Origin of the sequence: Granulicella sp. L46 (assembly GCF_009765785.1) — a bacterium.
Classification (GTDB): domain Bacteria; phylum Acidobacteriota; class Terriglobia; order Terriglobales; family Acidobacteriaceae; genus Granulicella.
The window spans coordinates 27,658-46,753 of record NZ_LMUT01000018.1 but is presented as its reverse complement, the minus strand read 5'-3'; the positions used below and the strand labels follow the sequence as shown (position 1 = coordinate 46,753).

General features: G+C 55.2%; 15 protein-coding genes. 6 read left to right on the top strand and 9 right to left on the bottom strand.

Going from position 1 to position 19,096, the window contains the following annotated elements; all coding sequences use genetic code 11:
* Positions 1–162 precede the first annotated feature (162 nt).
* The 3 genes from GSQ80_RS18990 to GSQ80_RS18980 all read left to right on the top strand — a co-directional run bounded on the left by GSQ80_RS18990 (position 163) and on the right by GSQ80_RS18980 (position 2,029).
* Positions 163–1,128 (top strand): site-specific integrase, encoded by a 966-nt coding sequence (locus tag GSQ80_RS18990; protein ID WP_158789245.1) that lies wholly within the window; start codon positions 163–165, stop codon positions 1,126–1,128.
* A gap of 240 nt (positions 1,129–1,368) precedes the next feature.
* Entirely contained in the window at positions 1,369–1,716 is a 348-nt protein-coding gene (locus GSQ80_RS18985; RefSeq protein WP_158789244.1) for a type II toxin-antitoxin system RelE/ParE family toxin, read from the top strand.
* Positions 1,706–2,029 (top strand): DNA-binding transcriptional regulator, encoded by a 324-nt coding sequence (locus GSQ80_RS18980; protein ID WP_158789243.1) that lies wholly within the window; start codon positions 1,706–1,708, stop codon positions 2,027–2,029. Before GSQ80_RS18985 ends, GSQ80_RS18980 begins: the two co-directional genes overlap by 11 nt.
* Positions 2,030–2,057: 28 nt before the next feature.
* On the opposite strand, the gene GSQ80_RS24005 is transcribed toward GSQ80_RS18980, so the two are convergent.
* From GSQ80_RS24005 to GSQ80_RS18960, 4 genes are all read right to left on the bottom strand, one after another.
* On the bottom strand, positions 2,058–2,387 hold the full coding sequence (locus tag GSQ80_RS24005; protein ID WP_158789413.1) for a helix-turn-helix domain-containing protein: 330 nt from the start codon (positions 2,385–2,387) through the stop codon (positions 2,058–2,060).
* Positions 2,388–2,490: 103 nt separating this feature from the next.
* A complete protein-coding gene (gene mobF / locus GSQ80_RS18970; protein ID WP_158789242.1) occupies positions 2,491–5,247 on the bottom strand; it encodes a MobF family relaxase in 2,757 nt (918 codons plus the stop codon).
* Positions 5,248–5,716: 469 nt separating this feature from the next.
* A complete protein-coding gene (locus GSQ80_RS18965) occupies positions 5,717–6,622 on the bottom strand; it encodes a hypothetical protein (protein WP_158789241.1) in 906 nt (301 codons plus the stop codon).
* Positions 6,622–7,047: a hypothetical protein gene (locus GSQ80_RS18960; protein ID WP_158789240.1), complete on the bottom strand. Its 426-nt coding sequence runs from the start codon at positions 7,045–7,047 to the stop codon at positions 6,622–6,624. The genes GSQ80_RS18965 and GSQ80_RS18960 overlap by 1 nt, the downstream gene beginning before the upstream one ends.
* 480 nt (positions 7,048–7,527) lie before the next feature.
* On the opposite strand from GSQ80_RS18960, the gene GSQ80_RS18955 reads away from it, so the two are divergent.
* Positions 7,528–8,871: a DUF1254 domain-containing protein gene (locus GSQ80_RS18955; RefSeq protein WP_158789239.1), complete on the top strand. Its 1,344-nt coding sequence runs from the start codon at positions 7,528–7,530 to the stop codon at positions 8,869–8,871.
* 8 nt (positions 8,872–8,879) lie between these two features.
* The gene (locus tag GSQ80_RS18950) at positions 8,880–10,205 is read left to right on the top strand and encodes a DUF1254 domain-containing protein (protein ID WP_216850448.1); all 1,326 of its coding nucleotides are present in this window, start codon (positions 8,880–8,882) and stop codon (positions 10,203–10,205) included.
* 1,208 nt (positions 10,206–11,413) lie between these two features.
* Here GSQ80_RS18950 and GSQ80_RS18945 read toward each other — a convergent pair.
* Both GSQ80_RS18945 and GSQ80_RS18940 read right to left on the bottom strand, forming a co-directional pair.
* Positions 11,414–11,779 carry a response regulator gene (locus GSQ80_RS18945; RefSeq protein ID WP_158789238.1) on the bottom strand — a complete coding sequence of 122 codons (366 nt, stop codon included), beginning with the start codon at positions 11,777–11,779 and terminating at the stop codon, positions 11,414–11,416.
* Between the two features lie 66 nt (positions 11,780–11,845).
* The gene (locus tag GSQ80_RS18940) at positions 11,846–12,664 is read right to left on the bottom strand and encodes a GAF domain-containing protein (RefSeq protein WP_254059779.1); all 819 of its coding nucleotides are present in this window, start codon (positions 12,662–12,664) and stop codon (positions 11,846–11,848) included.
* A 255-nt stretch (positions 12,665–12,919) separates the two neighbouring features.
* On the opposite strand from GSQ80_RS18940, the gene GSQ80_RS18935 reads away from it, so the two are divergent.
* Complete coding sequence (locus tag GSQ80_RS18935) at positions 12,920–13,549, top strand: sensor histidine kinase (protein ID WP_158789237.1); 630 nt, start codon at positions 12,920–12,922, stop codon at positions 13,547–13,549.
* A 294-nt stretch (positions 13,550–13,843) separates the two neighbouring features.
* Here GSQ80_RS18935 and GSQ80_RS18930 read toward each other — a convergent pair whose 3' ends face one another.
* From GSQ80_RS18930 to GSQ80_RS18920, 3 genes are all read right to left on the bottom strand, one after another.
* Positions 13,844–16,621, bottom strand: a complete 2,778-nt coding sequence (locus tag GSQ80_RS18930) for a glucosidase (protein ID WP_216850446.1) — start codon at positions 16,619–16,621, stop codon at positions 13,844–13,846.
* Between the two features lie 65 nt (positions 16,622–16,686).
* Complete coding sequence (locus GSQ80_RS18925; protein WP_254059778.1) at positions 16,687–17,712, bottom strand: formylglycine-generating enzyme family protein; 1,026 nt, start codon at positions 17,710–17,712, stop codon at positions 16,687–16,689.
* A 76-nt stretch (positions 17,713–17,788) separates the two neighbouring features.
* Positions 17,789–18,805 (bottom strand): transporter, encoded by a 1,017-nt coding sequence (locus tag GSQ80_RS18920; RefSeq protein ID WP_158789236.1) that lies wholly within the window; start codon positions 18,803–18,805, stop codon positions 17,789–17,791.
* Between the last annotated feature and the right edge of the window lie 291 nt (positions 18,806–19,096).

Sequence of the window (19,096 nt, the reverse complement as noted above, 5' to 3'; positions counted from 1 at the left end):
CGAGGTACATGGGAGGCGCAATACAAGGCCGGCCAAAGCCGCGTCAGAAAGAACTTCCTCAGTCGTGATGCTGCTTTGGTCTGGCTTGAGACCGCAAAAGGACTGAAGCACAAAGAAGGGGTCGCTTCCCTTCCCTCCAGCGCCGCGGAACCGCTTCTGACCTTGTCCGAAAAAAAAGAATTGCGGCAATACCGAGTCAACAGCCTGCTGGTCAGTGAACTTTGCGATCAGTACCTCGCCCACATCCAGAATCCGAACAACCCTGAACGCCCTAAAGACCAGGTGAATCCTCCGCAAAGGCTGAGAGTCATTAAAGAAGCGTTTGGCGAGCGTTCAGCAGCTTCGGTACAGCCTCACGAGATCAAGGACTGGCTCATCTCCCTCGGACGGGCCGCGGGCACGTTGAACCGCTACAAGTCCACCCTGTCGGCTGTGTATACGTACGCGAAGGAGCGAGACCTGGTGGAATCAAATCCATGCCGCGATGTCTCTCACTTCGCTGTCACGCTTGGCCTGCCCCGTTGGATGAGCGATGCCGAAGAAGATCAGCTCCGCGCCGTCTTAGAGACATGGATTGCGGAGACACCCGAGGAGTACGAGATGACTCGGCTGGAGCTGCGCGAGCATCCCAATGAGATTACAGTCGGCTCTCAAACCGGAATGCGCAAAGGCAATCAGTACGCACTCACCTGGGACGATATCAACTTCAAACTGGGTCTCATCACCTTGCCCGATACCAAGACGGGCGTGCCGCACACCGTTCCCATGACCGATGACGTCAACGCGGCCCTCAAAGATCAGCGGAAAATTCAAGATCGGATGCGCGAGCTCCGAGGTGATCGAGAAACGAGGCATATGAGGCTCGACGGCAGGGTGTTCACGATCCGGGAGAATCGCCAGTGGTTTGAGAAAGCCAAGCGCGAGGCAGGCGTCACCGATCTTGGATGGCACCAGCTTAGCCGGCACACCGCCGGTTCACGCCTTGCTGCGAACAACGCGAATCAGAAGGTGATCCAAGAGGTGTTGGGGCACAAGACAATTGCGATGAGCGCTCGGTACACACACCTCAGCAAAGCGCATGTATCGAGTGAAATGAACGCGGCTTTGTCACGATCTCGCAATGTATAGGTAATCATGAAGGCTAGCTTCTCTTCGAGAAGAGAGGAACAGATATGCTCCTCATATCGGGCCTCCTCCCGTCGAGAAGGCGGTTGTCAGGGCCGTGCGTAGCACGCCGCACGGCGGGCGCAGCGCCTTGACGGACGTCACAGCGACGGGTACTTCTGCAAACGCGAAATGATTTATTTCTGAGCATACGGTTGCACCCAGTGCTACACTGTTTGGAATGAAAACTCCGGCTATAACTCCGTGAGAACTTTCAAGACTTCATGGTTTGCAAAAGCGGCTCGAAAAGCACACATCGGGGACGAGGAGCTTTGCGCTGCGATTTCGCAGGTTATGCATGGGCAGGCGGACGACCTGGGCGGTGGGGTCTATAAGAAGCGAAAGAATCAATACCGCTCCATCATCCTCGCCAGGGCTGGCTCATTTTGGATTTACGAGTATTTATTCGCCAAGCAATATCGGGCGAACATTGACGACGATGAGTTGGTCGAGTTTCGCAAGCTGACGAAGGCTTACGGAAGGCTCACACCGAAGCAAGTGAATCAGCTAATACGAGATCAAGACTGGATGGAGATTTGCAATGGCGACTAAGCATAAGTTCAAGAGCGATGCCTTTGAGGCAATCCATTCTTCCGCTGCGGCCCTGCAGAGGGTTGGAGCGATCGACAAGACCACGATGAAGGGATTTGACGAAGCCTGTTTGACGACGCCGCCGGCCCTGAAGCCCGCACAAATCAAAAAGCTGCGACTACGGCATCGCGTCAGCCAACCTGTTTTTGCCCGTTATCTGAACACCAGTGAGTCCACCGTTGAAAAATGGGAGACGGGGGCCAAGCAGCCGAGCGGAATGGCATTAAAGCTGTTGTTTGTCGTCGATAAGCACGGACTAGAAGCGCTGGTGTAGCAGAGAATAACTCGCGGCGCGAACGATTTCATCCTGTGCGGTCGGATGGATAAGTCACGATGTTCTCCGGATGGTCGCAACCGGCATACCTTCGCAGGTCCATTACAGGGATTAGGACTCGACCACCAATCCGTCGCGTAGGCAGACGCTTTGAGGCAATTAAGTAATCCAGGGCACGCTGACTAATAGACAGAAGTTGAGCAGCCTGTTCGCGCCCGACAAGCAACTTATCTTCTGGAGCCACCGTGACCCTCTGTGGAGGCTTTCTGCGGTTAGGCTTGAACGACAGCTCAGTGTTTTCCTGCTGCGACGGCTTCGATCCGCCTCGGTCGAAATCAATAACCCTCTCTGCCGGCATATTTCCCATCCCCTCTACTAAAAATTGTGGTGCTATTCAAACTGCCCTACCCTCTCTAAGATCGGCAAGCAATAGCGCCTTCAACTTTCCAGCGCTAATCCCTTCAAAGACTTAACCCGAACCCCATACTCAATTCCAAGTCGTGCTTCGGCGTCACAATCTTCGGCTGAGGTAAAGCAATAACCTGTTCCGGCTTGTAGGCACTCTGGTGAGAAACATCATGTCCTAATGCCTTTGGCAACTTCTCCAGACTGTCGGTAAATATCTGCGCGTCAAATTGACCGCGCGAGATCGAGACATATGCCATGCGGCTGTTGAGCAGATCCTTTGCCACAAACTCCGTGTCTACGTTGACCAACACACGCTCCGCCGTCTGGCCTTGGCTTGAGTAGCTGGTTACGGCGTACCCATGATCGACATGTGGATGCTGTTGTGGATTGAAATCGACTTTCCGCTCATCATCCAACCGCAAGCGCATCATGCCATCCTGCCCGATGCTCTCGACAGTCCCCAAATCCCGATTGGCAATTTTCAGTTCCTGGCTAGGCGCGGTGAACTGGATGCGATCTCCTACGGAGAACTTCTTCTCGTCCTCTCGGTAGACAGAGACTCCAACCTGGCGACGTGGATCATAGGTGGTCTGTTCCCCGTTCCTTCGGACCACCGTCAAAGTGTTCGCTTGAGCGCTCACAGCAAGGACGCGAGAATACTCGCCTTTCTCGATGCCGGTCTCCTTGGATGTGCGGGAGTACCGCAAGATGTCATCGACCTGGTACTGCTGTGCCCAACTGCGATCCGCACCGGTCATCTCTTGACGCGGAACAAGCGTCCTCACAGGATGCTCTTGCCCGTTCACAAGTCCACGCGATTGCATCTCATCATGTATCCGCTGATTGATCTCACTACGGGAACGGTTGTCGGGCGAAACGACAAGTGTGCCGCTGGGAGACTTGGCGTATTCCCGCGCAATAGCCGCTATACGCTCATCGTGCCCCTTTACCTGATGTACACGGCCCTGCTGGTCAAGACTCTCAACGGCGGCTTCGACCTGCCCTCGCGCCAACTGCTCGACAACCTGTTTCAACTCGGGATCGCGCTGGCGGACGATATCATTCAATGTCGCTGTCCGCATCCCTGCTTCCTGTAATTGCGCGAACGGACGCCCTGCTTCGACGGCCTCATGTTGGTGACTGTCTCCGACTAACAACACACGATCATTCCGATGGAGACGCTCGATGAACTCGTGCATCTGACGCGTGGAGGCAAGCGAGGACTCATCGAGCACATACAAGCGCTTCTCTCCACTCTCGGGCTGCGTTCCTTTCGCAAGGTGACGCTGGAGAGTCGAGGTCTCCATACCCGCCTCAGCCAACTTGTGTGCCGCGCGAGATGTCGGCGCGAATCCTTCCACCTTGTAGCCCTCGGCTTCAGCGCCTTCTCGGACCACGGATAGCGTCGTCGTTTTGCCTGCGCCTGCCACACCATCCAGGCCGACGATCTTCTCGCGACTCAGGAATATCTCATCGACCGCTTGGCGTTGCGAGCGGTTCAACTCAGGATGGCGATCTTCTGTCCAGATTCTAAGCTGTGGCGATACCAACATTGGATCGTCATAACCGCGCTGATTGCCGCGCTGCATGTGACCGACGATCTCCCGCTCCATGCGGATCATTTCAGAGGTCGTATACAGTGGAGCCGCTCGGCCATCCGACCGTTCAATCGCCCGAAACTCCCCACGCGCTATCCGCTGTTCAAACTCCTGTCGCACCTGACTGTAGGAAGCCTGCCCCATACTGCGATCTATCGCTGCCTGAAGGATCGCACGTTCGTCCTGAACAGCAGAACGTTCGAAGACGTGGTTACGTGAATATGTCACCGCCTGTTGCACCGTCTTCTCCGGCTGCACTTCATGGCGCTGTCCCTGTGCCTTTGCGACGACACGATCTGCTTGATGTCCGAATCGAGCAGCCAGGTCGCGGTGCTGCTGCAACACCTCTTCAGGCGAATGAATCTCCTTGCTGTCGCGTGTGCGATGAGCAGCTACTTGTGCTGCGCCCGCGCCCTCTCTTCCAATCTCCTGTAGGTGTTCTTTGATCTGCACACGACGCGGGCTCGATGCTTCCAAATACTCCTGCGAATATCCTTTGATCTCCGGCTGGCCATGCTTGCCGCGTTCAATCTCATATCCGAGAGCTTGCAGCTTCAACGCAAGCTCGGATCGGTATACCGTGGTCGCGTATTGTTGTGACTGGAAGAGACTGCGCTCTTGCAATGCGCGCGTCTGTCCATTTTCTCGCTCAGTCACATTGAAGACGACTGCATGAGTATGAAGCTGCGGCGCGGCATAGCCATCCACTGGACGAGCGGTGTCATGCTCGAAGGTAGCAGCGACGAACTTGCCTGTTGTCTCGGGCGCATGGACGTTACCAATGCGAGCCTGTGTGTATCGCTCCAACTCCTGCAACGCGACTCGAACACTTTCGCGATGCGCCTCACGCACGCGATCATCGCCACCCACAAGGGCTGTTAGCGAAACAGACTTGGGTGCGGAGAACGTCGCATCCCATCCTGCACGGTGTTCTGAACTGGTGATCTGCTTGCCGTACTGATTATCGTAGGTCCTTGCAGGCTGATGCTTGACGAGCTGCGCGTCGTTCGCTGGATGCCGACCTTCGCTCAAACAAGCAAACTCCTCAGCCCCTACATTGCCGCCTAAGCCCCACTCCTTCGCGAGGCTCCCCTGCCACTCGCTATACCCTTGCTGATCGCGGCTCCAGTAGTTCTGTCGTTCGGAGGTGAACTCGCGCGCATGATACGTCCGTGCTTGTCCAGCAGACAGCGATTTAGAGATAGTCAACATATCTTGGCCCGTGAGACAGCAAATAATTACTATCTTGATTCACATCGTAGCCGAGATTTGTGGATAAGTGGGTTGTTATTGCCGAAATATTTTTCGACTCATGATCGACAAAACCCTTATGGCTATTGGTTATTTCTATCCTAAGCAAAGCAATTAGCGGAGTAGTGCACCAGTGATACGACTGACAATTACCCGATCAATGGAAGAGTTATAGCTGAGTACATAGAGGCTCGATACGCTGCTTGAGAACGGTTTCCAACAACACCTTCTTCGTGAGTTCCAACTGGCGTACTCCATGCTCAAGATAGGAACATCTTGCCTCTCAAATAGCTCTCGTCAAGCAGCCTTTCGAGACGAGTAGATGGGAGTTAATGTGAAGGCTATCTAGGCTGCCTAGAGTTGCATGAAGAGACGCCAAGTTGATACGCGATTCGGTCTGGAATACACAGAGAAATCGGAAGTCTCTTCGTCAATCAATCCATTTCGATTCGTCCCACGGTTCTGCTTGCGAATGCGCAGCACCCGATGGAGACGATCCGGGGAAGATAGTACGACGCTGAGATGGTGGTTTTGAGGAGTGCGAAGAGGGTGGAGTAGCGAGTTGCCGGGCAGTAGAAAGCTCGCCACGACCTTGAGTCGATTCTGGTCGGTCACTCCGACGAACCGTTTCTGGATTTGGCAACTTCTTGAGACCGAATCTGCGACTGATTGCGGGCCCAAAACTCGGCCACTCGAGCTCTGTTTTCTGCTCACTAATCCAGTGGGCAATTCGCAACCAGATTGGAGCAGCAATCCCGTCTTGATTCTCGGTCCAATCCCTTCCATAATTCGATGACGATTGGGGCTTCGTAACCGCGCGTCGAAGCTGTCTCCATTCGTACCCGATGTCTCCTCTCATCACGAATCCCAAATAGGCGACGAGCAGCCAGGCAGCGACGGCATAGAGGAGCGGTTCATTGACGAGTCGGCGGAAACTTTCGCCGTCATAAAAATCTTCACGCAGGAGCTTTTCGACCTCGGTGGAATCCACGCTTTCCACTGCGGTTCTTTCTATGCCCGTCCATCCTTGTTCAAGAGCAAAAGATGAGAGTTGCAAAGGGAGTTCGCTCTCGCTTCCCTCGGTGACATCGGGGGCGAACAGCCACTGCCTCTTACGCCCGAGAGCCGTCTCCATGAGCCATCGGATTTGAGTCTTGGCATCAGGCTGATCTGCGTGTTCGGAACTGTGCCAATATGCCACCAGATAATACCGCTGCAGTGGCGGAACTTCCCACCGCAACCAAGCCCAGAAGCCGAGTAACGGGAGGCATGGAAGGAGTGCCAGGATCAGCGCGATCCGCCAGGGAAAGGCAAACCGAATGCGGGAGAGTTTCATTACGACTTGTCCGTGGTTTTGGGGCTGTTCCGGCGATGCCTCTGCGCCATATAATCCTGCGCCTTCTGCTCCTTAATGGAGTCCGAATAGGCTGACATCTTGCGTAGATCGTCGGTCGTTAGTGGACCTTCTGGCGCTCTGGCGAACAGATTCAGCATGAGCGAGCGCATCCCCATGATCTCAGCCAGTAGGATCGGATCGGTTTGCTCCGCTGCACCAGCACTCGCACGGGCGTGCGCAAGCGCGGCCTCGCGTAGCCATTCAGCCACCTTCTTACCCGCGTCGGCGGCTGCTGCTTCAACCTCCCCGAACTCCGCGTCGGTAAGGCGGGTCGCAATGGATCTGGCACGGGACGTCTCGTTGATCGAGACCGTAGATGCCGACGGCGTAGCAGTTTCTTGCGGCTTGTCGTTACCGGAGGCCATTCGATTTGCCACCTGGAACAGATAGTCCCTTGAAGCGCTTGGATGCTTCCACCGCACCACCGGTTTCTGCAAACGGCGCCGCAGAGGAGAAATGTTGTTCGCTACAGCGGCGTTTACAGCCGGAAACGTAATAATCCAAGCATTTGAAAGCAAACACGTTATCAATCGTGAACTTTGGGTAGCTCTACAGTTCCCTATTGGGGATGACGTGTCAGCTTATACCCGCTGCAAAGCAGCGTAGGTCTTACTCGGCATAAATGCGAAGAGCCCGGATGCCGTTGAGGTCATCCACTTGTCAGGCGGCGCTGTCGAAACTTGTCCCCGTGCGTGATGCCCATCTCGTGTTGACCCACAGTCGGCGAAGTTGCCGATAACCCGACTTTTCGAACTGCCACCGATGATGCTGTCCTTGGGCAAAATCAGCGATGTACCATGGGATGCGGAGTCTGCGTCTGGTCAGTTGGCAAAGGAGTGGCTCGCATGCGTAACTCAAGTCAATTTCCGAAAGATACTCGGAGAACGGTCCGCCGGCGCGCCGTAGAGGCCGCTATTTGGGGTATGCCGCTTGTCAGTGTGGACGCGATGCGAACGGCCTACTTTCGGGATGCTGGGGCGCAGTACAACGACATCCTCTACTTCGGTAAGCCCGCCGATTGGAGATTTCAGTTCACGACTCCTAACGCGTCCACACATTATGTCTATTTCAACTTCAATCTGAAAGACGGTCCGGTCGTATTGGAAATCCCTCCAACCGTCGGCGCGGGCCTGTTCGGCTCCCTGGATGACGCCTGGGAAGTCCCTGTCACCGACGTGGGCGCAGCAGGCCAGGACAAAGGAAATGGCGGCAAATATCTTCTCCTCCCGCCCGCCTACAACGCAAAGATACCCGCCGGGTACTTCCCTTTCCAATTTCAAACCAACAACGGATACGGTCTGCTCCGCGCGATCCCCATCACCTCCTCCAATGAGGATCAGGTCAAAGCCATCGACCTCGTCAAGAAGATCAAACTTTATCCCCTGGCGCAGGAGCCTGACCCGCCTAAACAGAACTACATCGATGCCTCCGGCAAACTCATCGATGGCGTAGTCCGTTTCGACGACAGCTTCTACGCCAGTCTTTCGAGGATGGTGAACGAAGAACCGGTCCAAACTCGCGACCTCGTAGCCATGGGGCAGCTTCGATCCCTAGGCATCGAGAAGGGAAAACCCTTCAACCCCGACGATGCGACCAAGGCAATTCTGAAGCAAGCTGCGCAGGAGGCTCACGAGCAGTTCATGCTGGCCGTACGAGGCGGCGAGCCATGGTTTCCGGGCACCCATTGGACACTTATCGAAAATAAGGGTGCCAAGACTGGCTTCAGCTTCATGGATGACAGCACCCTCTACCTTGAGGAGCGAGCCGTGATCTATTTCGTTGCCTTCGCGCTTCCCAAACAACTCGGCGCCGCAACGTTTTATGTCGTCGCAGCAAACGACTCGCACGGTCAACCGTTGACAGGCGAAAAGACGTACCGCCTCCATGTTCCGTCGAACCCACCCGCAAAACAGTACTGGGCAACCACCGCGTACGACCTCGATACCGCTTGTCTCATCCGCGACATGCCCAACCCCGGCCTCGACTCCTACAACCAGAAGATGCAACGCAACCCGGACGGCTCAGTGGACATCTACTACGGTCCAACGCCACCGGCGGGTCAGGAAGCAAACTGGGTTCCCACCGCCTCCGGCAAACCGTGGTTCACCCTCTTCCGCTTCTACGGCCCGGACAAACCTTTATTTGACAAATCCTGGACGATGACCGATCTTGAACCCGTTTCGCTCTGAGAGGAACTATGCCCACTCCAGTGAAAATGTCATCCGAACAAGCTCTTGAAGAAAATGCCTACACGCTCGGCGTGCAAGCCTTCTTATGGGGATTCCCTCTCCACGTCTACGGCGAACTGATCCCCGGCTCTTTGAAGGCCGGTGGAACTTTCCTCAACGACTTCCACAAATTCACCGACCTCAAGACCGCCAAAGACCGCTTCATCGTCACACCCAATAACGTCACGATCGACAGCTACTGTAATTTCGACGTCACCAATGAGCCCCTCGCCCTCTTCGTCCCCAATCTCTCCGCGCCCCGCTGGTATATCGTCCAGATCGGCGACTCGTTCGACGAAGTCATCCGTAACGTGGGGGGCATCAAGGGCGAACAGCCGGGCGTCTATCTCATTACTGGTCCTGACTTCGTCGGCAGCATCCCCGGAGAAATGACCCAGGTAAAAAGCCGCACACGCGTAGGAGCACTTGGGGTGCGCGTGTTCGTCAATGGCACAACTGACTTACCGCAAGCTCGGGAGGTCCAGAACGGGTTCTTCGCCATACCCCTCTCGGCCTATCTGCGTTACGGTCTCGGCTACAAGAGCCCAGCCGAACGCCCTACTGTCCTCGCCTACGAAAGCTCCGCGCCGGAAGATATTCGTTACTTCGATGAACTTGGCTACTGGATGCAGCGACAACTATCTGTAGCATCCGACTCCGACGACACAGAGATCGCCTCGTTCCGTCAGATCGGCCTGAGTGTCAGCAAGGGCTTCCAATGGCAGAACCTCGACGACGCTGCCAAACGCGGCCTCGCCCGCGCCATCGTCACCGGCCAGCAGATCGTCGACAGTAAATGGGAGGCAGCCGGCGAAACCACCAACGGTTGGAAGTACACCTTCGCGGGTGGCCGAGCGGGCTTCGACTCTGGCCTTCGAGCAGCACTGGCCAAATACGAATCGGCGACCCAAATCTCCGATCAGGTTATCTACCCGAACACCAGCGTCGACGAGAAGGGCGAGCCTCTGACCGGCGGCAATCAATACGTCCTCCACTTCGACGCAGACAAACTTCCTCCCGTAACCGTCTTCTGGAATATGGCCATGTACGCTTCCGATATGCTCTTCGTTGAAAACGACTTCGGACGTTACAGCATCGGCAGCACTACGGACGGCCTGAAAAAAGCTACCGACGGCTCTCTGACGATCCTCATTCAGAAGGACCCACCCGCCGACACCGCAAACTGGCTTCCGTCACCTGCGGGAAACTTCAATCTCACCATGCGGCTTTATGGTCCAGAAACGTCCATCCTCAACGGTTCCTACCGCTTGCCAGTTGTAAGGAAAGTTGAATAGGTTCATTGGTTTGAATCCGACGAGGTCTGCAACCACATCGGTAGAACTGGCGCTCTTGAGAACCTCCTTGGAATGTATGGTCCGCCGCACGACTGCAAGGGAAAAATGAAAGGCGAATGACAGCTCTGCGCAAATGTATTCGGCCTGTAAGTGTAGAAATATCTCCTGGCCATGATGAGTTGCGCCGCGTGCTCTTCTTTATAAACGTCACGGTCATGAAGACCATTTCAGGGAGCAGGTTGCAAGCACGCCGTTGGGAACTGTTCGTTCGTCTTAGCTATCCGGTGCAGACCTTGGTAGAAACTCCAAATCGTCGTGGACGTGGGTGCGGTAAAGTGGGAGCGCGACGTTGCGCTTCCAATCCGAAGGTGTCTTTTCCGCGCCTGCTCAGGCCGCCATCGTAGTTGTTGGCGGGCGTCACTGTTCACTGCTCGATAGCACGGCCCAGGCGACACGAGCCAGCTTATTGGTTGCGGCAGTGATGACAACGTTCTTAGGTGTTCGTTGTTCCAGCGAGTGCAGCCATGGGCCGAACGGCGATCGCTATAGAACTGAACGTGGCGAAAGCCCGGCTTGGAAGGAATGATGACTCGAAGACGGGGATTGGAGAACCAAAACGCAACCTACCTCAGCGCTTTTAGCTCCGAATCCGTAAGATACTTGCCTGAGAGTCCTACGAAACGGATGCTGAGGCCTTCGTGAGCTCTGCACCAACAGGTTATGCACCCGGTCGCACTTTCTCTGTAACCTTCAACTGCCATCACCTTACAATCGGGAGCATTACACATGGCCATTTCGAGATTGTATCCCTGTCGACTGATCGGATTTGTAAACCCTTGATGAAGCTTACTACTTGGTCTCGCGGGAAGTTCCGGATATATAGGCCAGAACAGAGGTCGGCTCACGATATGGTCTCAACTCCATCAACTTCTCCGCGACATATCCCGCGATGGTTCCATCCGAGAATGTGACAAGAAGTCCATCTTCGCCATCGGCCGTTGCCGCAATTATTGACACCGGGTTTTTCATACAACGAAGTTTAGGCTAGCGCTGGGGTTCCGTATGTTCAGTCTTGATCACGCTTGCGGGGCTACCCAAGCGCAAGGATCCGAGACTCGCTTCCAGCCAATTCTTGACTTGATCTGGGAGGGTTTTGAGTGAAAGGACCTTCCAACTCGCCATTTCCACGCTCCAAATACTCGTCCCGGTTACTTCCGTAGCCTAGCTAACAAATCTGCGGGATGAACCGGCTTGGAGAGAAGATCGAAGTCATGTCCCTGTTCGTGGGCTTTTTGCAACAAATCAGTAGTTGCCGCATGCCCTGAGAAGAGCAGAATCTTGCAATCAGGTTGCGCTTTCCGGAAGCGAATGGCTAGTTCAATGCCCGTCATTTCTGGCATCATGACATCACTAATCAGCAGGTCAGGAGCGATTTGTGTGCGAGCTGCTAGCGCCTTTTCGGCGTGGTCAAAAGCATGTGCCTCGAATCCTGCTTGATTGAGGATGATGGTAAGTGTCTGAGCGATCACTGTCTCGTCATCGACGACAAAGATTATGCGCTTCGTATCGGTCACTCAGTCTCCTTGAGAGAGGTCTGTGATACTCGAACTGCCGCCATGCATCCGACAGGTCACGGCTGACTAGATCTTTTCGACAGGTAGCAGCAGCAACTGCTGCACAAGCCCCGCTAAGCGTTGAATATCGTTAGAAAGTTCACGCCCCAGCGCCTTCGGATCTAGACCCGAATCACCCTGTTCAACGAGAAAAGCAGCGTTTGTCATACTTTGCAATGGATTGTTGATCTCATGCGCTAGTCGATTCGCCATTTGCGCTGCAGCGGCAGCACGTTCCTGAGAGATTAGACGAGCCTGTTGCTTTTGTTGTTTGTAGCCCATTGCAGCGAAGTCAGCGAGCATCGTCATCAAATCTGCATCATTTTGATCAAAGGCTTCCGATCGGCCGTGCGCCATGACAAAAACCGTTCCTCGGGTATCGTCCGTCTTCCACGGGAGCAATATGCCATCCGTAACCAACGGCGCTTCTACGCCAAGAATGTCGAAAAATTTCTTAGACACTGTAAAGTGCTGCGCATGTCCGCGTTCTAAGCAAAGCCCGCAAGCACTAGGGTTGCGCGGCAAAAAGGCATTTAGAAAGCCCGAGTATTGACCAGCTGTGGCGATCCAGAGGTAACACTGCTCATCGCTGCCGTCTTCCTTCTCGATGCTGATTCCCGCGCTATCTGCACCACACATGTCAACCGCCGCCATCACCAACTCTTGCAAAATGGTGTCAGGCCGGTCCAGCAAGGCTCGGGAGAGCCGCTGAAGGGCGGCCATCTGCGTCCCGACGTCGCGGGAGTGAAAACGGCGTGACGCGAACGCAGCGTCCACTCTTAAGTCGAGAACCTCCAGGCCGCTGTTTTCGACACTCGTTTCCATTGCTCCATCATTATCAGGCATAGCGCGAGGTCAGTCTATAAAAGTCGGATAGCCCCCAATTTTGGGAAAGGCCAGTTCATTAGCTACGTCAGTCATTCACACTTATTGTGATGAGGGGCCAACCATAGCAGCCCTTAGGGCCTCTCACATGGCATGGACTCGGCCTTTGTTGCTTGCGACTCCTTCGAGGACTTAGGTCGAAAGCTCAAGGCGTGCGAAGAAAATCTCCGACAGAATCATCAGCTCGCGTTGGCCGGTCGACTCGTTGGCGCGACAATGCATGAAGTGAATAACCGGCTTGAAGCATTGACAAACCTGATCTTTCAAGCTAAAATGCTGTCCGCCTCTCCTCGCCAAAGCATCGAATACCTGGATGAAGCAGACAGCCAACTCCGCAGCCTGGGTGAGATTACAAGTCGGAGTTTGGCATTTGTTCGCGTGGATCATGGAACGAAAGAGATTGACCTAGTCGCCTTGGCGACGACAGCCCTGCGCCTACATCAACATCGGATTTCAATGAAGCGAATCAATGTCCAGACTCGATGTTCCGAAGTAGCTTTGGCATTTGTAAACAGGGGAGAGATCTTCCAAGTCGTTACCAATCTGCTTTTGAACGCGATTGACGCTTTGCCGCATTCTGGAAGTCTGCATGTACGGGTGGCGGTGCGGGCGCCGAATGTCATCCTGACCATCGCCGATAACGGAAACGGAATACCAGAATCCATGCGCAGAACACTCTTCGATTCTTTCAAGACGAATAAGGCTGACGGAAATGGTTTGGGGCTATGGGTTGTGAGAGAAATAGTCAATGGACATGGTGGCAACGTGCGATACCGCACGAGCAGCGTTCACGGAAAAAGCGGAACGATATTTCGCGTCGCGCTGCCAATGCAAAAAGTAGAGTGAATTCAGATCGAACCCATCAGGAAACGATCAAAGCTAACCCTTCGGGTCGACTCAATTGGAGTTCCCGCCGTTTTTGAATCCACTTCAATGAGGAGGACCGGTCTCAAGGAGCTGCGGTGTGGCACGAAGACACAGCAAAGTCCTGAGCAGGTGGTGAACTTGCTTGGTCAGATAAGGCCAGGCCACCTTGGAGGAGGATTAGGAGAGTCAGAAGTTCCATTCCCGATCCTAACAAAAACGAGTTTCTGCCCACTGTCCACGGCTTCGACGAGTTCTTCGGCAACCTCTATCACCTCAACGCAGAAGAAGAGCGCGAGCTTCCTGCTCTTCGGTCTGGCCTTGTCCCAGCCTGATGGCGCGTCGTTCAGCATCGGGTTTGGCGATGCCTGCTTCATCGAAAGCTCCATTGGCCTGAATGATTCGGGCAATGCATCCAGTCCATCCAGTCTGATGGCTCGCTCCTACACCCGCGCCGGTGTCGCCGTTGAAGTACTCGAAGAAGAGGACGTTGTCGCGCCAGAATGGATCCATCTGGAACTTCTCCTCGCTTCCGTAGACGGGTCGCTTGCCGGCACTGTCTTTGACGAATGTTCCGATGAGTCGCTCTCCTAATTCCTTGGCTACCTGGAATAAGTTCATCAGGTTTCCGGATCCGGTGGGGCACTCAATCGTGAAGTCGTCGCCGTAGTAAGCGCCCAGTCGCATGAGCGCGGTGTAGAGAAGGAAGTTTACCGGCATCCAAACCGGCCCTCTCCAATTCGAGTTGCCTCCGAACATTCCGTTGTCGGAGTCGCCAGGGAGATACCCGACCGAATACTTTTGCCCTCCCATATCAAACTCGAGGGGATGTTCGCGGTGGCGGAGCGAGAGTGCGCGAATGCCGTGGGGCCCGAAGAACTCGTTCTCATCCAGCATGCTGGTGAGAATTCTCCGCAACTTCTCCTCGTTGACTGTTGCGAGGAGCCTTCTGCCCGCCAGCCCCGGTGTGCCTGGCATATGAAGATTCGCCGCCAGCTCTGGATGTCTCGCCATAAAGAGCTTGGCGCTCTTGGCAAAGTTCGGCAGCTTCGCCAGAATGTCGTCTTCAAAGATGGCGACAGCGGTCAGAGGCAGCAGGCCGACCATCGATCGCACTTTGAGGCGAAACGAATCGCCGTTCGGCATCCGCAGCACGTCGTAGAAGAAACCGTCTTCCTCATCCCACATAGTGTCCTGGGCTTTGCCCATGCGATCCATGGCCCCGGCAATCCACATGGTGTGTTCGAAGAATTTGCTGACAAACTCTTCGAAGACGGGATAATGCAGCGCCAGTTCCACGGCGATGCGCAGCATCTGCTGGCTGAAGAAGACCATCCACGCCGTGCCATCGGCTTGCTCGAGATACCCGCCCCCCGGCAGTGGCGCGCTGCGATCGAATACCCCAATATTGTCGAGTCCCAGGAATCCGCCTTCGAAAAGATTGTTGCCTGAGCGATCCTTTCGGTTCAGCCACCAGGTAAAGTTAACCAGAAGTTTGGAGAAGGCATAGGTGAGGAATTGTAGGTCGCCTTTGCCGTCGTTCCGCTCCTTGTCGCTCATGTATATCTGCATGGTGGCGTAGGCGTGCACGGGCGGATTGGTGTCCCCGAAGTTCCACTCGTACGCGGGCACCTGCCCATTGGGGTGCTGGTAGTCGTTGCGGAGGATCAACATCAGTTGGTCCTTGGCAAAGTCCGGATCGACGACCTGGAATGCCAGCATGTGAAACGCTAGATCCCACGCCGCGTACCAGGGATACTCCCACTTGTCGGGCATCGAAATGATGTCGTTGTTATACATGTGGAACCATTCGCCATTGCGGACCTTCTGTCTCAGATCAGGAGGCGTTGTCGGTCCCACCTGGTGCTCTCTCAGCCACACATTCAGGTCGTAGTAGAAATACTGTTTGCTCCACAACATTCCGGCCATCGCCTGACGCATCACCATGGCGCGGTCAGGATCGGCTCTGACTTTCGCCGGCGTGATGCTGTCGTAGAACTCGTCCGCCTCCTTCAGTCGCGTGGCGAACACATCGTCGAAGGTTTGAAACGGAGTTGTCGTTTGACTGGCGAGTCGTCCGAGATGCAGGCGCACAACCTCCGTTTTTCCTGCGGCAACATTCAGAGTGTAATGGGCCGCTGCTTTGGTGCCCTCCATGGCAGGATTGACGGCTTCCTTATTTCCGTTGACTATGAAGGTGTGAAACGCGTCTTTGACATAGGGTGATGCGTTGTTGGTTCCAAATAGCTTCTGGTTATTACTCTCGTTCTCCGTGAAGAGCAGCGGTACGTTCCCTTCACAGTACAAGGCGTAGTCTGCCAGCGATTCCTGAAAGAGCGGATCGCTATGGTGGGCCGAGATCATTCCGACTCCAGGCTGCGTCGTCCCCTTCAACTTGGGTTTGCTGCCTGCGTCGGACCACATCCAGGTGTTGCGGAACCAGACCGTCGGCAACACGTGGAGGTTCGCTGCCTCTGGACCGCGGTTGGAGACGCTGATCTTGATCTCAATGTTCTCCGCATCCGCTTTCGCGTACTCGACGAAGACATCAAAGTAGCGATCGTCGTTAAAGATCCCGGTGTCTAATAGTTCGTATTCAGGCGCGCCTCGACCGCGCTCCCGGTTAGTCTTTACCAGGTCGTCGTAGGGATAGGCAGCCTGCGGATACTTGTACAGGTACTTCATGTAGGAGTGAGTTGGGGTGCTGTCGAGGTAGAAGTAATACTCCTTCACATCCTCGCCGTGATTACCCTCGCTGTTGGTCAGACCAAAGAGTCGTTCCTTCAGGATTGGGTCCTTCCCGTTCCACAAGGCAATTGCGAAGCACAAGATCTGGTGCTCGTCGCTGATCCCGGCCAGCCCATCCTCACCCCACCGGTAAGCCCGTGACCTAGCCTGATCGTGAGTGAAATAGTCCCAGGCATCGCCATTGGCGCTGTAGTCCTCGCGGACGGTTCCCCACTGCCGTTCGCTCAGGTACGGTCCCCACTTCTTCCAAGGGGCAATGTGCCCTCTGGCTTCTTTGAGTCTGGCTTGTTCTTCCGCCTGTGCCATGGTTGCCTCCACGGTGTGCGCTCGACAAACAGCACGCGTCGGGCGCGTATCAAGATATGTTAGATCTAAGAGGTTACGCCTCGGTTATCTTCAGGAGGCGTCGATGTTCCTGGCGGGACTTCGCCCCTTGAAGGTCGTGAGATGCAGCGGAACCCAATGTGGCTCATGCTGGTATCGATCATCTGCGGCTGTCGTGCCGCGGGCCGGTAACGTAAGCAGTAATTCGGCGCACAGAGGTGCGAGCCGCCGTTGACTACTTTCCTCGGAATCCGAAACTGCGCCTGGTTGGCGTCGTAACTTTTGTCAGGCGAGGCGATGCGCGGATTGGAAGTGGGTCCGCAGCATTTCTTCATCTCGTCGCCGAGCCGCGGTACAAACCAGTCGCTGGTCCATTCCCAAACATTGCCGGCCATGTCGTACAAGCCGTAGCCGTTGGGTGGAAAGGATCCGACGGGCGAAGTCCCTTCGTACCCATCGTGTAGGAGGTTTTCCCGCGGAAATTCGCCTTGCCAGGTGTTGGCCATCGGCATGCCGGCGGATGAGTCCTCATCGCCCCAGGTAAATTTCTTTCCATCGAGACCGCCGCGAGAGGCGAACTCCCATTCTGCTTCGGTTGGGAGTTCTTTCTGGGCCCACGCGGCGAAGGCTTCGGCGTCTTCGTACGAGACGTGGACTACGGGATGTTCGAGCCGGCCTTCGAGCGAGGACTCTGGACCCAACGGATGGCGCCAACTTGTGCCCGGCGACCAGCCCCACCAGTTTCCATAATTTCTTAGATCAACAGGTCGATCAGCTTTGTGAAACAACATGGAGCCCGGCACAAGATTCTCAGCGGGTGCGTCTGGAAAGTCCGTAAGACTGAGCGGGCGTTCCGCAAGCGTAACGTATCCGGTCGCATCGACGAAGTCCGCGAACTGTTGATTCGTGACCTCGTAGCAATCCATCCAGAAGCCATCCACGCTCACCGGATGAATTGGCGCTTCTTCACGATAGAACGCTTCGGAGCCCATAACGAACGTTCCGCCCGGTATCCAGACCATGCCGGGATGAGTGGCGCTCCCCCGAATCTCATTGAGAGTTTGCGATGCCATTTCATCTCCCTCGTTATCGCAACGCCAGAGGTTGCGAGATCCGATGCTCGAACGGAATCTCAATACTAGCCGACATCTACTTTTCACCTGCCGGCGGCCTTGGAATTAGAAAGGTCCACGTGCCGCCGAATACCAGCGTGCTTCCCTGGTAATGGGAGTATGCTTTGTACTCATCGTAGTACTTGAAAAACAAGGTGATCTGTTTCGCCGGCAGGATATAGTTCACCGCGGCGCCCGCAGCGTGGACGGAATAAAAAGGAATGCCACTCGCCGAGGTTATCTGGTCAGTTCCTGGGATCGGTACCGTGCCAGAGTTGGCAGTCACCTGCCACTGGTCGTATCCGACGGCGCCGATCTGTAGCAGCTGGGTCATGTTTTTCTTAATTGGAACAACCTGGCCCAATCCCCATTCGACGGTGAAGGCCTGCCCCGGAGTTTTATTGGTGTTGTTTGTGCCTGGCCTCGCTCCATGAACTTCCCAATCGGTAAATAAATTTGCGCTGGTGCCTCGGTTCTTAGTGACATAGTATGTGGTGCCCGTCTGCACGTGATTTCCGAAGTAGCCTGTCCCGACGTTATCGGATGCCCCCGGGGTATAGCGCCCCGTTGGCGGGATGATGGCTTCGACGGCCTGCACGTCCGCTCGCTTCAAATGCCAGCTCAACGCAAACGGTTCAACGAAGAGATCGGAAAGTCCGCTACCTCCGGCCGAGACCGAAACGTTGTTCGAATTAGGAAGAAGGTCGGCGGTGAGAAATCCGTTGACGGGCACGATGCCGAGAGCCATCGCGGGATGGCCACCGAGAATTTTTACGTCGGAGACGTAGTACACGATATTCTCGTTAGCCCAGACCGTGAAGTTGCCGCTGATCGCATTTGTCAGGATAGGGTTCCCAGACGGCCCATTGAATCTTCCTGCGTTATAGCGCACGGCCATATTGACGTAGCTGATGCCGGGTGCTGGGAGAGCGCCAGCATTCAAGCCGACCTGACCGGGCAACCATTGCGGCTTCTGCTGGGCTATCAGGGTACCGGCAACACTCATAACGAGCACCGTCACAAGCGTGCGTGCGCATTGGGCTTGTCGAACCATACTGTGCCTCCTTGGTCGAACGAATTTGCGGCGACCGACAAGTTCGTTCGTGTCGGATTGCCAACGACCCTCCAGAGCTTTCCATGGAGTGAGGAACAGAAAGGGTTTTAGTGGTTCCCGCATGCGGTTATCGAGGAGGATTCACCACGACGTAGGTCGTCGACGTCCCTGCGAATTGAGGCTGGTACCAGGTACTTCCGCACTGCTGGTAGGCCATTCCGTTGACGATGACCGAGGCGCAGGACGGCGGCACCGAATGAACGATCGAACCAACGACTGCAGCCGTTACGA

Coding starts and splice junctions, on each gene's coding strand:
- GSQ80_RS18980 (WP_158789243.1), top strand. CDS start 1,706: ATGGCGACTAAGCATAAGTTCAAGAGCGATGCCTTTGAGGCAATCCAT.
- GSQ80_RS24005 (WP_158789413.1), bottom strand. CDS start 2,387: ATGCCGGCAGAGAGGGTTATTGATTTCGACCGAGGCGGATCGAAGCCG.
- mobF (WP_158789242.1), bottom strand. CDS start 5,247: ATGTTGACTATCTCTAAATCGCTGTCTGCTGGACAAGCACGGACGTAT.
- GSQ80_RS18965 (WP_158789241.1), bottom strand. CDS start 6,622: ATGAAACTCTCCCGCATTCGGTTTGCCTTTCCCTGGCGGATCGCGCTG.
- GSQ80_RS18960 (WP_158789240.1), bottom strand. CDS start 7,047: ATGGCCTCCGGTAACGACAAGCCGCAAGAAACTGCTACGCCGTCGGCA.
- GSQ80_RS18955 (WP_158789239.1), top strand. CDS start 7,528: ATGCGTAACTCAAGTCAATTTCCGAAAGATACTCGGAGAACGGTCCGC.
- GSQ80_RS18950 (WP_216850448.1), top strand. CDS start 8,880: ATGCCCACTCCAGTGAAAATGTCATCCGAACAAGCTCTTGAAGAAAAT.
- GSQ80_RS18940 (WP_254059779.1), bottom strand. CDS start 12,664: ATGCCTGATAATGATGGAGCAATGGAAACGAGTGTCGAAAACAGCGGC.
- GSQ80_RS18935 (WP_158789237.1), top strand. CDS start 12,920: ATGCATGAAGTGAATAACCGGCTTGAAGCATTGACAAACCTGATCTTT.
- GSQ80_RS18930 (WP_216850446.1), bottom strand. CDS start 16,621: ATGGCACAGGCGGAAGAACAAGCCAGACTCAAAGAAGCCAGAGGGCAC.
- GSQ80_RS18925 (WP_254059778.1), bottom strand. CDS start 17,712: ATGGCATCGCAAACTCTCAATGAGATTCGGGGGAGCGCCACTCATCCC.
- GSQ80_RS18920 (WP_158789236.1), bottom strand. CDS start 18,805: ATGGTTCGACAAGCCCAATGCGCACGCACGCTTGTGACGGTGCTCGTT.